At 63.6% G+C, this 15,419-nt stretch carries 14 protein-coding genes; 7 read left to right on the top strand and 7 right to left on the bottom strand.

All coding sequences use genetic code 11. The features are described 5' to 3' along the window. The first annotated feature begins 10 nt into the window (after window positions 1-10). The 4 genes from PP1Y_RS05450 (at window position 11) to PP1Y_RS05435 (ending at window position 4,589) form a co-directional block, all read left to right on the top strand. On the top strand, window positions 11-1,429 hold the full coding sequence (locus PP1Y_RS05450; protein ID WP_013837082.1) for an FGGY-family carbohydrate kinase: 1,419 nt from the start codon (window positions 11-13) through the stop codon (window positions 1,427-1,429). Beyond that, a complete protein-coding gene (gene lldD / locus PP1Y_RS05445) occupies window positions 1,426-2,565 on the top strand; it encodes an FMN-dependent L-lactate dehydrogenase LldD (protein WP_013837081.1) in 1,140 nt (379 codons plus the stop codon). The genes PP1Y_RS05450 and lldD overlap by 4 nt, the downstream gene beginning before the upstream one ends. A gap of 23 nt (window positions 2,566-2,588) precedes the next feature. Next, window positions 2,589-3,713 carry an L-rhamnose/proton symporter RhaT gene (rhaT, locus tag PP1Y_RS05440; RefSeq protein WP_013837080.1) on the top strand — a complete coding sequence of 375 codons (1,125 nt, stop codon included), beginning with the start codon at window positions 2,589-2,591 and terminating at the stop codon, window positions 3,711-3,713. A gap of 90 nt (window positions 3,714-3,803) precedes the next feature. Further along, window positions 3,804-4,589: a DeoR/GlpR family DNA-binding transcription regulator gene (locus PP1Y_RS05435; protein WP_013837079.1), complete on the top strand. Its 786-nt coding sequence runs from the start codon at window positions 3,804-3,806 to the stop codon at window positions 4,587-4,589. Between the two features lie 36 nt (window positions 4,590-4,625). Here the strand turns inward: PP1Y_RS05435 and arsB are convergent, their stop codons facing one another. The 6 genes from arsB to PP1Y_RS05405 all read right to left on the bottom strand — a co-directional run bounded on the left by arsB (window position 4,626) and on the right by PP1Y_RS05405 (window position 10,669). Continuing rightward, the gene (gene arsB, locus PP1Y_RS05430; protein WP_013837078.1) at window positions 4,626-5,696 is read right to left on the bottom strand and encodes an ACR3 family arsenite efflux transporter; all 1,071 of its coding nucleotides are present in this window, start codon (window positions 5,694-5,696) and stop codon (window positions 4,626-4,628) included. Continuing rightward, the gene (locus tag PP1Y_RS05425) at window positions 5,693-6,193 is read right to left on the bottom strand and encodes an arsenate reductase ArsC (RefSeq protein WP_013837077.1); all 501 of its coding nucleotides are present in this window, start codon (window positions 6,191-6,193) and stop codon (window positions 5,693-5,695) included. Before PP1Y_RS05425 ends, arsB begins: the two co-directional genes overlap by 4 nt. 8 nt (window positions 6,194-6,201) lie before the next feature. Then, window positions 6,202-6,681 carry an ArsI/CadI family heavy metal resistance metalloenzyme gene (locus PP1Y_RS05420; RefSeq protein ID WP_013837076.1) on the bottom strand — a complete coding sequence of 160 codons (480 nt, stop codon included), beginning with the start codon at window positions 6,679-6,681 and terminating at the stop codon, window positions 6,202-6,204. Then, window positions 6,681-7,019 (bottom strand): helix-turn-helix transcriptional regulator, encoded by a 339-nt coding sequence (locus tag PP1Y_RS05415; protein WP_007014570.1) that lies wholly within the window; start codon window positions 7,017-7,019, stop codon window positions 6,681-6,683. Before PP1Y_RS05415 ends, PP1Y_RS05420 begins: the two co-directional genes overlap by 1 nt. A 179-nt stretch (window positions 7,020-7,198) precedes the next feature. After that, window positions 7,199-9,481 (bottom strand): NADP-dependent malic enzyme, encoded by a 2,283-nt coding sequence (locus PP1Y_RS05410; RefSeq protein WP_013837075.1) that lies wholly within the window; start codon window positions 9,479-9,481, stop codon window positions 7,199-7,201. A 168-nt stretch (window positions 9,482-9,649) separates the two neighbouring features. Then, window positions 9,650-10,669, bottom strand: coding sequence for an endonuclease/exonuclease/phosphatase family protein (locus PP1Y_RS05405; protein ID WP_041558429.1), 1,020 nt, complete (start codon window positions 10,667-10,669; stop codon window positions 9,650-9,652). Window positions 10,670-10,827: 158 nt separating this feature from the next. Here PP1Y_RS05405 and PP1Y_RS05400 point away from each other — a divergent pair, with 158 nt between their 5' ends. The 3 genes from PP1Y_RS05400 to PP1Y_RS05390 are packed head-to-tail and all read left to right on the top strand — an operon-like array spanning window position 10,828 to window position 14,517. Further along, window positions 10,828-12,021: a hypothetical protein gene (locus PP1Y_RS05400; protein ID WP_013837073.1), complete on the top strand. Its 1,194-nt coding sequence runs from the start codon at window positions 10,828-10,830 to the stop codon at window positions 12,019-12,021. Between the two features lie 49 nt (window positions 12,022-12,070). Then, entirely contained in the window at window positions 12,071-13,432 is a 1,362-nt protein-coding gene (locus PP1Y_RS05395; protein ID WP_013837072.1) for a lipopolysaccharide biosynthesis protein, read from the top strand. Further along, window positions 13,429-14,517 (top strand): glycosyltransferase family 4 protein, encoded by a 1,089-nt coding sequence (locus PP1Y_RS05390; protein WP_013837071.1) that lies wholly within the window; start codon window positions 13,429-13,431, stop codon window positions 14,515-14,517. Before PP1Y_RS05395 ends, PP1Y_RS05390 begins: the two co-directional genes overlap by 4 nt. Here the strand turns inward: PP1Y_RS05390 and PP1Y_RS05385 are convergent. Next, complete coding sequence (locus PP1Y_RS05385) at window positions 14,492-15,388, bottom strand: hypothetical protein (RefSeq protein ID WP_013837070.1); 897 nt, start codon at window positions 15,386-15,388, stop codon at window positions 14,492-14,494. The two genes, PP1Y_RS05390 and PP1Y_RS05385, sit on opposite strands and share 26 nt — an antisense overlap. Window positions 15,389-15,419 lie beyond the last annotated feature (31 nt).

The raw sequence follows: 15,419 nt of genomic DNA, 5'->3' as shown, positions 1-15,419 counted from the left end.
AAGGGAGAGCATGTCAGGTACCGGTTCCTATATCGTCGTCGACATCGGCAAGACGCTCAGCAAGGTTACCTTGTGGACGCGCGAGGGTCGAATGCTGGATCGGCAGGTTCGCCCGAATGCTCCGTGCGAAGATGCTGGCTTGCGCCGTCTGGATGCCGCGGGGATTGCGGCATGGCTCAAGGCGACGCTCGCGACATTCTCTGCCCATCCCGTCGAAGCGATCATCCCGGTCGCCCATGGCGCCGGCTTCGTTGCACTGGGCAGCGAAGGAGCCCTGTTCCCGCCGCTCGACTATGAGCAGCCGATCCCGCAGGAGGTAATGGCGGACTACCGCCGCGAGCGCGATTCCTTCGCGCTGACCGGCAGCCCCGCCCTGCCCGACGGCCTCAATCTCGGCGCGCAGGTCTACTGGATGTCGCGCCTCTACCCTCAGGAGATGGCGGGAGCGACGCTTGTCCCCTGGTCGCAATACTGGGCCTGGTTCCTGACGGGCAAGGCGGTCAGCGAAGTGACCAGCCTTGGCTGCCACACCGACTTGTGGTGCCCCAGCGACGCTCGCTTCTCTCCCATGGCCGAACGCATGGGCTGGGCGCAGCGATTCGCGCCGGTGGTCAAGGCCAGCCAGGTGGTCGGACCGCTACGCGCCGACCTTGCCATCGAAACGGGGCTGGCAGCGGGCATCCAGGTCCATGCCGGACTGCACGATTCCAATGCCGCCCTGCTCGCCGCCCGCGGCTTCCCCCAGATCGCCCGGCAGGAAGCCACGATCCTGTCGACCGGCACCTGGTTCATCGCGATGCGCCTGGCCGCCGAAACCGTATCGATCGCGTCCCTGTCCGAAGCGCGCGACACGCTGGTCAATGTCGACGCCTATGGCTGGCCTGTACCTTCAGCCCGCTTCATGGGCGGGCGCGAGATCGAGACCGTCATCCAGCTCGACACGCGCAGGGTCGATATCAAGCCCGATCAATCCAAACTCATGGAAGCCGTGCCTGCGCTGCTCGAACGCGGAACCGTGATGATGCCCACCCTTACTCCGGGATTCGGCCCCTTCCCGCAGGGCAAGGCCTGCTGGCTCAACGCTCCGGTCGAATGGGCCGGCACCTGGTACGCGCGCCGCGCGGCCATCTGCCTTTATGCCGCCCTCGTGGCCGACACTTCGCTCGATCTCATCGGGTCGAAAAGCCGACTTCTCATCGAAGGACGCTTTGCCGAGGCGGAAGTCTTCGTACGGGCGCTTGCGGCACTGCGGCCAGATACCGAAGTGTTCGTCGCCAATGCGCACAACGATGTCTCTTTCGGAGCGCTGCGTTTGATCAATCCCCTGCTCAAGCCGGCCGCGGGGCTGCGCCGGGTTGAACCTCTCGAAGGAGACCTGCAAGCGTACCGGGCAAAATGGCGCGCAGCGGTAGCAAGGGGTGAAGCATGATCGTCGCATCGGTTCCCGACTTTCGCGAAGCGGCAAGGCGGCGCCTGCCCCGCTTCCTGTTCGAATACATTGACGGCGGCTCCTATGCCGAAGCAACCTTGCGCCGGAACGTCGAGGATCTGGCCGGACTGGCCCTGCGCCAGCGCGTGATGCGCGATGTTTCGCGGCTCGACCTGTCGACCGAGCTGTTCGGCCAGAAACTGGCCCTGCCGCTTGCCCTTGCGCCCATCGGCCTTGCCGGCCTCAATGCCCGGCGCGGGGAATGCCAAGCCGTACGCGCGGCCGAAAAGGCCGGCGTTCCCTTCACCCTCTCGACCGTCGGTGCCTGTCCGCTGGTTGAAGTCGCAGCGGCCGCCAGCAAGCCGTTCTGGTTCCAGCTCTACATGATCCGCGACCGGGCGTTCATGAAGGACCTGTTGGCGCAGGCTGTAGCAGGAGGCTGCTCGACGCTGGTCTTTACCGTCGACATGCCGGTACCTGGCAGTCGATATCGCGACTATCATACAGGGCTGGCCGGAGCATCGGGACTCAAGGGCGCGACATGGCGCGCGGCTCAGGCCTTGGCGCGACCAGGCTGGGCCTGGGATGTTGGCCTTCGGGGCCGCCCGCATACCCTGGGCAATGTCGCACCCGTCCTGCAGGGCAAGACCGGCATCGAGGATTTCTTCGCGTGGATGCGCGCCAACTTCGACCCTTCGATCAACTGGCGCGACCTCGATTTCATTCGATCCGAATGGAAGGGGCCGCTGGTCATCAAGGGCATTCTCGATCCCGAGGACGCGCGCGAAGCGGCAGAGCTGGGGGCCGACGGCATCGTCGTTTCCAACCACGGCGGCCGACAGCTCGACGGCGTGCTTTCAAGCGCGCGTGCCCTGCCTCCGATCGCAGAGGCCGTCGGCGACCGCCTGACCGTGCTTGCGGACGGCGGCATACGGTCGGGCCTCGACGTCGTGCGCATGCTGGCGCTAGGCGCGAAAGGCGTGCTGCTCGGGCGCGCATGGGCCTGGGCCCTCGCTGCAGGCGGAGAGGCGGCCATCACCAAGATGCTGGGCTTGATCGAAGCTGAAATGCGCGTCGCCATGGCGCTGACCGGAACGACGAAAATCGCAGAAATCGACGGCAGCGTTCTCGCATAAATGAGCGAAAGGGATCGAATCTGATGGGAGGCAACCCGGCGCTTGGCGTCCTGTTCCATTGGCTGGGGGGCTTTGCCTCCGCCAGCTTCTATGTTCCCTACAAACGCATCAAGCTGTGGTCATGGGAAGTCTTCTGGCTGGCAGGGGGGATCTTTTCCTGGGCCGTTGCGCCTTGGCTATTCGCTTCCCTGCGCACCAACGACCTGTTCGCAGTGCTTGTCCAGACACCGGGCAAGACTCTCTGGTGGTGCTGGTTCTGGGGCGCGATGTGGGGCTTCGGAGGCCTGACGTTCGGCCTGACCATGCGCTATCTCGGCCTATCGCTGGGCATGGCGGTGGCGCTGGGGCTGACGACCGTGATCGGGACGATGGGCCCACCCATCTTCCACGGAACCCTCGGTGAAATCGCCTCGCGCACCAGTGGGCAGCTGACACTTATGGGTATCCTCGTCACGCTTGCCGGCATCGTTGTCGTCGCGCGCGCGGGCCACAAGAAGGATGCGGAACTGGGCGGCGAAGCGAGCGAGGGCGTTGCCGAGTTCGACTTGCGCAAGGGTCTGCTGATCGCCGTCTTCTCAGGCGTGATGTCGGGTTGCTTTGCCTGGGGCCTCGACGCCGGCCAACCCATCCGGGACCTGACGCTTGCCGCCGGTACCGATCCGCTCAACCAGGGCCTGCCAGTTCTCTGCGTTGTCCTTGCAGGCGGGCTCACCACGAACGCCATCTGGTGCGCCATTCTCATTCGTCGCAATCGCAGCTTCGGGCAATACTTCGGCGCAGTCGCCGATCCCGGTGCGATTGCCGACCCGGGATCGGGTACCCCGCATGCCACCGGCGCCAAAGCTTTGAAGGCGCCGCTTCTGCTGAACTATTTTCTGGCCGCACTTGGCGGCACGCTCTGGTATTTCCAGTTCTTCTTCTACACCATGGGCGAAAGCCAGATGGGACGTTACGGCTTCTCGTCCTGGACCCTGCACATGGCATCGATCATCCTCTTCTCCACGCTCTGGGGTTTCGCCCTCAAGGAATGGAAGGGAGCGAGCACTCGCACGCGGACGATGGTCTGGCTCGGCATCGGACTGCTGGTCGGCTCAACGGTGATCATCGGACTCGGCAACATGCTGGACGCAAACGCGGCGACACACTGACAGTTGCGGAGCGGGGCGCGCAACATGTAACGGTCCCTTGCAGATCGCGCCTCGAATAGATCCGTGAGCAGGCATAGGCAGGGAAACACGATGCATTCGGCCGAACGCGAAAGACTCATTCTCAATGCCATAGGCGCAACGGGGCTCGTGACGTATCGCGAGCTGGAGTCCTGCCTCGATGCATCGCCAGCCACCATCCGGCGAGACCTGACGCGCCTCGAGGAAGAAGGTCGCATCGTTCGGGTACATGGCGGCGCAAAGCTGCCGGACGCGGAAAGCCCCGTGGATACGCATCGCCTGTCAGGCACGCCATTCGACCAATCGATTTCGCTCCACCTGCCGCAAAAAAAGGCCATTGGCCGTGCAGCGGCAGCCCTGTGTGCGAATGGCGAAGGGATCATGATCGACGGAGGCACAACGACGCTGCAGATGTGCCCGCACCTTGACGGCAAGGACACTCAGGTCCTCACCAATTCGCTGCACATCGTCAACGCATTGCTGCCGCAGGCCGGAACGCGCGTTCTCCTGCCATCGGGCACGGTCTTTCGCGAACAGAACATCGTTCTGGCTCCCGCGGGCGAAGACTCCATGCCGCGCTTCCATGCTCCCAAGCTGTTCATGGGCGCGGCATCGGTCGGGCCGCAGGGCGTGATGCAGGCCGACGTCATTCTGGTCGCAGCCGAGCGACGCCTGATCGATCGCGCCGAGCAGGTCATCCTGATGGTCGACAGTTCCAAGTTCCGCTCATCCTCCGGGGCCATCGTATGCGGTCTGGACGAAGTGGATGTGCTGATCACCGATCCCGGAATTCCCGATGAGATGCGCACCATTCTGGAAAAGCAGGGTCTTCGCCTGATTATCGCGCCGTTGGATTGACTTCCTCCCACAACGCGAATGGCGAGAAAAGCGGCGCTAGCCCGCGGTGAAACTCCCTCGCGTCCGGTTGGCGAAGGCGACCAGCGAGAGCATGACCGGCACTTCCACCAGCACCCCGACGACTGTCGCGAGCGCCGCTCCACTGCCGAGGCCGAAAAGCCCGATCGCGACGGCGACAGCCAATTCGAAGAAATTCGACGTTCCGATCAGCGCACAGGGCGCAGCAACTGCATGCGGGACTTTCCATAGTTTGGCCGCGCCATAGGCAATCATGAAGATGCCGTAGCTCTGTATCACGATTGGTGTTGCGATGAGCGCGATCAACAGCGGCCGGGACAGGATCGTCTGCGCCTGGAAGCCGAACAGGAGCAGGACGGTCAGTAGCAGGCCCAGGATCGAAAGCGGTTTCAGGCGCCCTGTGAATTCGCTCACCGCGCCTTCATCGCCACCATGCGTTGCCAGCAGGCGATGGCGAACCCAAGCCCCGGCGGCGAGCGGCACCACGACATAAAGCGCCACGGAGAGCAAAAGCGTGTTCCACGGCACCAGGATATCGGTCACCCCCAGCAGCAGCGCCACGATCGGTGCGAAGGCCACGATCATGACAAGGTCGTTCACCGCAACCTGCACAAGGGTGTAGGCAGGGTCGCCCCTCGTCAGCTGCGACCAGACGAAAACCATAGCCGTGCATGGCGCAGCGCCGAGCAGGATCAGGCCCGCAATATATTGCTGGGCATCGCTGGGCTGCAGGTAAGGGGCGAAAATGAATTCGAAGAACACCACGCCCAGCGCCGCCATTGTGAAAGGCTTGATCAGCCAATTCACGGCAAGAGTGATGATCAGGCCCTTGGGCTTCTCTCCCACGCGGCGCACCGCGGAAAAATCCACCGCGACCATCATCGGGAAGATCATCGCCCAGATCAGGACCGCAACGACGAGATTGACAGACGCATATTCGAACGAGGCAAGCGCGGCGAACAGGCGCGGTGCCGTGTTCCCCAGCAGAATACCGCCGACGATGGCCCCGCCGACCCAGACCGACAACCATTTCTCGAACAGGCCCAGTCCCGCCGCACGGGCCTCTGCTATCGCTGCGCTTTCACTCATTGGTGATCGGCGTCCCGGCCTATGGCGTGAAGAGTCTCGTGCAGAGCCATCTTTTCAAGGCTGGCAATCGGCAGTGCAAGCAGCAGGTCGATTCGCCGCTTGAGCATGCGGTAGGCTTCCAGAAACGCCGCGGCCTTTTCGGCATCGTGCCCCTGGACTGCGGCCGGATCGGGGATGCCCCAATGCGCGGTTATCGGCCTGCCGGGCCAGACAGGGCAGCTTTCCGCCGCAGCATTGTCACAAACGGTGAACACCAGATCGAATTCCGGTCCGTCGATGAACTCGCTCCAGCTCTTGGAGCGATAGCCATCAACCGGATACCCGAGCGTTTCCAGCGTATGGATCGCCCATGGATTGACCGTGCCCACCGGCTGACTGCCCGCGCTATAAGCCCGGAAATGCTCCTTGCCTTCGTGGTTGAGGATAGCTTCGGCGAGGATTGAGCGTGCCGAATTACCGGTGCAAAGGAACAGCACATTCAGTGGTGTGTGGCTCATGACACCCTCTAGCAGCAGGATGGGGACGAGGCAGGCGCGGCAACAACCTGCGGGACGCAGCAAGCGCTCTGGTCCGCCTTGCCGGAAACGAGACCGCCCAGATCTGGCGAACCGCCATATGTCGTGCTGTCGCCCTCGGTGAGGAAGGCTTCCCAGACGACGCCATCGGGATCTGCAATCCAGCTCTTTTCCGACCTCGCATAACAGCAAGTCGTCGCGCCTTCATCGAGGACAGGACCGTCCGCCGCCTCAATCCGCCCCTGGACCTCGGCAAGTTCCGCCCTGTCGTCGACTTGCATGCCGACATGCTCGATTCCCTTGGCCGCGCCGTCGCGATGCGAAATGGCAAAGTTGACGCAAGGATCCTCGAGCATCCACTTCGCGTAGTCGGGCTTCGTCACTGTCGGCGCGCTACCGAATAAGCTGCTGTAAAAGGCGATCGAGCGATCGATGTCGCTGACACCGACGTGAACGTGAAAACGCTTCATCAGGCCGTCCTCCTCTTCGCTTCGCTATTGCAGGTTGTTTCCTGACCGCAGGGAATACCGCCGCAGCAGTTTTCCGTGAGATATTCCATCAGGCCGTTCATCGCCGAATAGTCTGCCGAATAGATGATCGAGCGACTTTCACGTCTCTGGCTGACAAGCCCGGCATTGGCCAGTTGAGCAAGGTGGAAGCTCATCGAGGAGGCCGGCACCTCGAGTTTTTCCGCAAGCGCACCAGCGGCAATGCCTTCCTCACCGGCCTGCACCAGCAGCCTGAAGGCCGCCAGGCGATGCTCCTGGGCCAGCGCAGAAAGTGCGCGGATCACGATTTCGGCTTGCACTACATTCTCCGATGATTCGAGAACTATGGAAATATCAGATCCGCAGCACGCGGACAAGCGCCGATCCCCGCGCCACAAGTCCGGCACCTTTCCTGAGATCGCTCAGTCGCTAAACCCGAAGGGGCACTTCGCTTCCGATGCAGTGCGATTTCTCGCAAGGCACCTCCTGATCGAACTTCTTACGCACCCTTTGCGCGGTCGCGGTTCATGGCCTCGGACACGGCGATGGTCGTCATGTTGAGGACTGAGCGCGAGGTCATGCTGGGGGTCATGACGTGGATCGGGCGCGACAGACCCATCAGCATCGGCCCGACGGTCGGTGAGCTAGACGAAGCGCCGAGCGCGGTGAGCGTGATGTTCGCTGCATCGAGGTTGGGCATGACCAATAGATTCGCTGGCCCTTCGAAACGGGTATCCGGCACCAGCCTTTCACGCAGCGGCTGCGAGAGCGCGGCGTCGGCATGCATCTCGCCGTCGACTGCCAAATCGGGCGCCTTTTCGCGCAGCATGGCCAGCGCGGCCCGCATCTTGCGGGCACTGGGGCTGTGCGAGGCACCGAAGTTGGAGTGCGAGAGCAGGGCAACGCGCGGCTCCAGGCCGAAGTGCCGGATCTCCCTGCTTGCCAGCAAGGTCATTTCGGCGATCTGCTCGGGCGTCGGCTCGGGTACCATGTGCGTATCGGTGATGAACAGCGCACCGGCATCGAGGATCAGGCCTGAAAGCGCATAGACGCGCTGCGCACCCGGCGCGCGGTCGATGATCCGCAGCACGTATTCCATCTGCCCCCAGTATTCCGAGTTGCCGCCGACAAGGGCAGCATCGACCTGACCGGTACGCAGGAGCATCGCGGCGGTCACGGTAGGGCGACGATAGATATGGCGCACGATTTCGGGCGCCGGCACGCCCTTGCGGCCTGCAACATTGCGATAGGCCTCGACCAGCGGTTCGATGATCGCGTGATCGGTCTCCGGATCGATCACCTCGACATCGCGGTCGAGCTCAAAGCGCAGGCCGAGTTCAGGAAGGCGTCGTTCGAGAATGCGGCGGCGCGCCACGATGACCGGGCGGGCGATGCCGTCGTCCAGAACGTCCTGCACTGCGCGCAGGACACGCTCGTCCTCGCCTTCACCATAGGCGATACGCGTCTGCGATCCGCGTGCTGCCTCAAATACCGGCATCATCAGCTGCGCGGAACGGGTATTCTTCTGCGCCAGCGAGCGACGATAGACTTCAAGGTCGAGCGGACGGCGGGCCACGCCGCTGTCCATCGCCGCCTTGGCCACTGCCGGGGCGATCTCGGCGATCAGGCGCGGATCAAACGGCGTGGGAATGATGTATTCCGGCCCGAAGGCCAGCTTGCGTCCGCCATAAGCCTGCGCGACGCTTTCATGGGCGGGGAGACGGGCCAGCGAGGCAATCGCCTCGGCTGCGGCGACCTTCATCTCCTCGTTGATCGTCGTCGCCCCGACGTCCAGCGCGCCGCGGAAGATGTAAGGGAAGCACAGGACGTTGTTGACCTGGTTGGGAAAGTCGGAGCGGCCCGTGGCGATGATGGCATCGGGTCGCGAGGCGCGCGCGATGTCGGGCAGGATCTCCGGCTCGGGATTGGCCAGCGCGAAGATCAGCGGCTTGTCGGCCAGGAGCGGCAGCCATTCGGGCTTGAGCACGCCGGGCGCGGACAGGCCGAGAAACACATTCGCGCCGGGCAGAACTTCCGGCAGGGTACGCGCATCGGTCTGGCGGGCGTAGCGCGCCATGTTCGGCAACATGCCTTCGCGCCCTGCGTGGATCACGCCGTCCTTGTCGGTCAGCGTGACGTTCTCGGCGGGCAGGCCCATCGATACCAGCAGGTCGACGCAGGCGAGCGCGGCAGCTCCGGCGCCCGACGTCACCAGCTTGGCCTCGCCAAGGCTCTTGCCCTGCAGGACCAGCGCATTGCGCACCGCGGCAGCCACGACGATGGCAGTGCCGTGCTGATCGTCGTGGAAGACCGGAATGTTCATCCGCTCGCGCAATGCCGCCTCGATGGCGAAGCATTCCGGGGCCTTGATATCCTCAAGATTGATGCCGCCGAAGGTCGGCTCGAGCAAGGAGACGGCATCGACGAACCGGTCTGGGTCGGTCGTGTCGACTTCGATGTCGAAGACGTCGATATCCGCAAACTTCTTGAAGAGGACCGCCTTGCCTTCCATCACCGGCTTGGAAGCAAGCGCACCGATCGCTCCCAGGCCCAGCACTGCCGTACCGTTCGAGATGACCGCAACGAGATTGCCGCGCGCGGTGTAGTCAGCCGCCTTGTCCGGATCCGCGGCGATCTCCTCGCAAGGTGCTGCAACGCCGGGCGAATAGGCCAGGGCAAGGTCGCGCTGGTTGACCATGCGCTTGGTCGGCTCGATCCTCAGCTTTCCCGGCTGCGGGAAAAGGTGGTATTCGAGAGCCGCCTTGCGCAGGTTTTCGTCCATGGTGCGTTAGAACTCCGGTTCGCATGTCAAATGGTCTGCGCCTCCACAGACGAGAGTCGCGCACTTTTCAACCTCGAACCTTCCCGGAAGCACAGATAGTATCGGTTTTTGGCAGGTCCTGCCGCCTTTCGCACCACGACCGGTACAAGGCCGCAGGAATATCGGGCGTCAGCGAAGCTTGAAGTCGGCGACGAAGCCCAGATGATCCGAGAGAGAGAAGCCGCCTTCATCGACACCGAAAGGGATATCGAAACCAGTCAGTTGCAAATGCGCGCCCTTCCCCGCCCGGAAGTACTCCTTGTCCTTGGCGCGGTTGCGGACCAAGCCGAAGTCGGTGTCCGAGCGCGTATCGGCTCGCCCCCCGATCGTGGCAATGGCTTCCTGACTGCCGGGGAGAAGGCCGCCGTCACGCGATGCGGCGGCGAGGCGGTCGGTGTCATGTCCTAGATTGAAGTCGCCGCCGAAGATGACGTCGGATTCGGGATCGACCTGCTTCGCCACGAATTGTCGCAGCGCCCCGACCTGCCAGGCATAGGCCTCGTTCGCGCGCTGCGTGGAAACACCCGATGCATGACGGGAATTGAGATGGGTGTCGACGACCGTCACCGGCGTTTCGACGCCGGGAACCTTGATCCGCGCCAGCACGGCACCTTTGGTTGCAAGGCAGTCATACCCGGCGCAGGCGTCTTGCGGAAAGGCCATTTTCGCGGTCGCGACGATGGGATAGTCGGACAGGATCACCAGCCCGCTGTCCACCCATTTTCCTTCGCCCTCACCCTTGCCCCAATGAAGCCTGGCGCGGAAATCCTGATCCAGCGTCGGCGTCGGCACCGCCGATGAATCGCGCGGCTGGGGGCCGGTCACCATGTAGGCATAACCTCCGATGGCGCCCAGGGCCTTCGCTTCGGGAATGAACGCCTCCTGCAGCAGCACGACGTGGGGCTGCTTTCCCAGCGCGCGAAGGTGCCGGAACCGGCGACCGATCTCCATCAGTGCAGAGGAACGCCCCAAGGCAATCGGCCAGGGCAAGCCCTTCACGTTATAGGTCATGACGGAGAGTTCGGAAGGAAGCTCAACCGATATGGGCTGCCCGGCCGCGGGTGCGACTGCGGCAGGCGCTCCACCTGTCACATTGACAGCCAATACGCTGAACACCGCCGCTACGGCGGCGAGGCGAAGCATCCTCATCGATACGGTTCCCAATAGCTCTGGCACAAGGACGCCGCCGCTTGACCCGCTCCGCAGTCGCGGGACGAAACCCGTGCCGGCCAGAGGCGAAATCGTTCTTCGAAAAATTTATTTTGCTCGTGACTGAGGATTGCCGCGAAGCGCGCCGTCATGTGACCATGCGCATCGGTTTCCTGTTCAACCACGACCAGATCCATCAGATTGCCCACAGTCTGCCGATCGCAATGGCGCTCGCCGATGGCGGCTTCGAAGGCGAGATCGTGGTTGCCACCACAAATGCCGCATTGACCCGCGAAGTCATGCGCATCGGAGGCGATCGGATCGGCACGCGGATCGAGCATGTGCAGCTTGAACCCTGCGCCGCGACGCGCCGTCTCGACCGGCTGCTGGGCAAGGTCATCCCGGCACAGAAAATCCTGATCTACCGCGACAATCTCGACTTCTTCCGCAAGCTCGACGTCCTCGTCGTTGCTGAGAAGACCTCGCTCCTTCTAAAGACCCGGTACGGTCTTCGCGACCTTGCGATCATCCACACCCGGCATGGCGCGGGCGACCGGGCGATCGGCTTCGACAAGGCCAGTGCGGGCTTCGATCACGTCCTGTGTTCCGGGCCCAAGATCCGCGACCGCCTGATCCGGGAAGCCCAGGTTTCACCGGAGGCAATCACCATCGTCGGCTATCCGAAATTCGACCTTGCACGCGACAAGATGCCGCATCGCTTCATGCCGGACATGCAACAGACGGTGATCTACAACCCGCATCCTTCGCCCCACCTGTCCTCCTGGTACAAGCACGGGCACCGCGTTTTCGAGCACTTCATGGACAACGATCGCCTCGGCCTGATCTTTGCCCCGCACGTCATGCTCTTCCAGCGCAGTTTCGTGGTGACGATCGACAAGCTCACCATCGACCGGGCCGGAGAAATTCCGCAACGCTTCCTTCGCGGCGACAACATCCATGTCGATCTGGGCAGCCGCGCCTCCACCGACATGACTTATACCCTGGGGGCCGACCTCTATCTTGGCGACGCCAGCAGCCAGGTCTACGAGTTCCTCCTGCGGCCGCGCCCGTGTATCTTCCTCAATTCGCAGCAGCATGACTGGACCGGTGATCCCAACTTCCATCACTGGCGCGCCGGCGAAGTGATCGTCAGCCCCGACCAGCTTTCGGCAGCCCTATCCCGGGCCGAGGACCTGCACGAAACGCACTACCGGCGGATTCAGGAAGAGATGTTCGCTGAAAGCTTCGATCTGACCAACACGCCGTCCTCGGTCCGGGCCGCTATGGCCATCGTCGACTTTACGCATGGGCGCGAAAGATCCCGGCGTCATTTGCACCTCGTATCGGCCTGATCGCGGCAAGCGCATCAAGTCTCTGGTCATGGGCGCGCATTTGTTGCAAATGGGCCCCGCCTCACAGGGCGAAACTGACCAATTCCGGGATTCCTGCTTGCCTACCGAAGTCGAGCCGCACGTCGGCCGAATCCAACGTATTTTCAAGGGGCTTGGACTCGTCGTGGGGGGCAAGGCCGGGGCGGGCCTGATCAGCCTCATCTACCTCGTTCTGGCAACGCGCTTCCTCGGACCGACCGAGTACGGGGTGCTGGTGCTCGTTCATGCCTATGTCACCACGGTTTGCGGCATCGTGGAATTCCCCTCTTGGCAGGCCATCGTGCGCTACGGTGCAGAGGCCGATCGCGAAGGCGACAACCACCGGCTCGGCCGTCTGCTGCGCTTCGGCGCCGGGGTGGAACTTGCGGGCGGTGCCCTTGCGATCGTTTCTGCCATGGCACTGGCGCAGTTCGTCGGTCCGCATCTGGGCTGGCCACCCAAGGCCATGGCTTTCGCACAGGTCTATTCCTTCGCAGTGCTCGGTTCGGTCCGTTCGACCCCTTCAGGCTATCTCCAGTTGATCGGGCGGTTCGACCTGATCGGGCTCCATAACCTCGTCCAGCCCATCGTGCGCCTCGGCGGGGCCCTGATCGTGATTGCCTTCGGATGGGGCATCAAGTCGTTCCTGGTCGTCTGGCTGCTGGCCGCCCTTGCCGAATTCGCGGTCCTGTGGGCGATGGGTTTCTGGTTCGCCGCGCGCCGCCTGGGGGCGAGCCTGTGGAACCCGCAGGCCGGTGAAGTCGCGCTGGAAAACCCGGGGATCTGGCGCTTCCTGATCGCCAGCAATGCCGATGTCACACTCAGCGAACTGGCCGGCCGGATCGCGCCGCTGATCGTCGGCTGGATCATGGGGCCCGCCTCTGCAGGCCTCTTCGCTGTCGCCCAGCGCGCCACTGTCATCATTGCACAGCCCGCCCAGATCCTGGGCAACACTTCTTACGCCGAGCTGGCTCACATCGTAGCAGGCGGCGGCGGCGGCAAGCCGCTACGCCAAACCCTCGCCAAAGTGGTCGGGATCAGCCTCCTCGCCGCGCTCCCGGTCGTGGTGATCGTCGCGGCCTTCCCTGCCGCCATCGTCGGACTGCTTGCGGGCCCGGCCTTTGCCGCGGCGTCTACCTTGATGGTAGTCCTGGTTGCCGCGCGCGGGATCGCCCTCGTCGGGCCGCCCTGCACTTCGGCAATCTCCGCGCTGGGGCACCCGGCCCGATCGATGAGCGCCAATCTTTTTTCCAGCCTCGTGTTCCTTCCTGTGCTGCCCTGGCTGCTGCACCGCTACGGGCTGATGGGAGCAGGAATCCAGGCCGTGGGGCAGGCACTGCTGGCCAGCAGCCTGCTGGTCTTCTTCGTCTGGCACAGCAGCAGGAAGCTATGACGCGTCCGCGCATCGCCTATGTCATCAACTCCGTCGAGGGCGGCGGCGCGGCTCTTCCGGTTCCCGCGGTAACACAAGTCCTGCGCGACGCAGGTGCCGACGTTCGCGTCTTCGCCCTCACCCGTCGCGACGGCCGCGCCCTGCCGCCCATGATCACCGCCGGCCTAGAACCATCGGTGCGCGATGGTGGTGAAACCGACCACTTCGCCGCCGCCCGATGGCTCATGAAGGAAGTGCGCGGCTGGGGAGCGACCCACCTGTGGACTTCACTCAGCCGCGCGACGATCCTCGGGCTGATTGTCGGCCCCATGCTCGGCCTGCCGGTGGTTTCATGGCAGCATGCCGCGTTTCTCAAGCCATGGAACCGGCGGCTCATGCGACAGTTGCAGGGCCGCGCCCGGCTATGGGTGGCGGACTCGCAGTCGGTTGCAGAACTCACCGCAGAGCGCCTGAAAGTTCCAATCGGACGCCTCGAAACCTGGCCGATCTACTTCGCCGATCCCGCCATGCCCGAGGCCAGGGCATGGTCTCCGGGAGAACCGCTACGCCTGGGGAGCCTTGGCAGACTCCACCCGGTGAAGGGCTATGACGTGCTGATCGATGCCTTGGCGCGCCTGCGCATGCAGGGCTTCAAACCACCTGTGCCGGTGGAAATCGCCATCGCCGGTGACGGCGAGCAGACCGCGGCCCTCATGGCCCGGGCATCGCAAGCCGGAGTGACCAACTTCACGCTTGCTGGCTACACCAGCGACCCGCGCGGTTTCCTCGCCGGCCTGCACCTCTACCTGCAGCCTTCGCGTTCGGAGGGCTTCTGCATTGCTGCGCACGAAGCGCTGACGGCAGCTCTGCCGACTATCGCATCGAGTGTGGGAGAGCTGCCATTCTCCATCGCTCCTGCGCGCAATGGCTGGCTGGCCCCGCCCGGCGATGTCGACGCGCTTGCCTCAGCCCTTCACGAAGCCCTGTCCGATCCCGGCGCTCTTGCAGCGATGGGCAAGACGGCCCGCGCGGACATGTTCGACCGCTTTTCAAAGGAACGCTTTGAGGCCAGGGGACGCACTATCTGGCAGCGTATCCACCCATAAGGCGGCGCAAGTCGAGCGCCAGCCCGGCAAGCGAGCGATCGATCGTCTTCACGTCGAAAAGGGTAACGTCACCAGACGCTGTCAGCGTGTGCATACCCTCGCATGGGTGAGGCGAACCGGCGGGCACCCCCAGCGCTGCGCCTGCCTCGGCCTGAAAGCCACTCTCATCGAGCCGGTCGATCCACAAGGGACGGATCGCCGCGCCGTATGTGCGAAGGCAGTCCTGCACCGGCAGCATGATCCCCTCGCCAAGCAGCACCGGAGTTCCGCCGGGCCTTGAGGAGGCCCTGTCCCATCTGACGGGGTTGCCGGGATGCGGCGTCCAGGGCCCGCAAAGTCTTTCAGCCCAAGCGACATGGAGCGAGCCAAGCTTGTTGGCCTTGCCAGCTGCTGACGAATAAAACAGCCACCAGCGATCCTGATAGTGCAGGATCGAGGCGTCGACCGGGACACAATCCAGCGCGATTTCGCATTCCGCGCGCCAATCCTCGAGTTCGCCGTGGGCACGGTAGAGCGTCAGGCGGCCCGAGCGGTGCGCTTCCGGCAGCATCCAGGTCGCTCCTTCCCCGTCGAACACGAAAGGATAGGACAAATGCCACGACTCACTCAGAACGAGCTTGCGTTCGACGAGTTCGAAGCGCCCATCAAGGGTGAGCCTTTCGATAACCCCATGCCGGGTGCGATAGTCGTACTGCTCGGCGAAAATGTGCAAATTGTCGCCGGAGCGATAACCGAAAGGATCGGCAAGGAAAGTGAAGGCAGGCTCGGCATCGAGCCAGCGCACTTTCGCAGGATCGATGCCGGATTCCAGTACCGCCTGCACCGGCTGCATTGCGATCCCGCAAGTCCAGATATCCTTACGCCTTGGCATGGCGACACGCCTTAGCAGGGGCGCGCGTCTG

Source organism: Novosphingobium sp. PP1Y, from assembly GCF_000253255.1.
GTDB lineage: Bacteria > Pseudomonadota > Alphaproteobacteria > Sphingomonadales > Sphingomonadaceae > Novosphingobium.
This window is presented reverse-complemented; position numbering and strand designations above follow the sequence as displayed.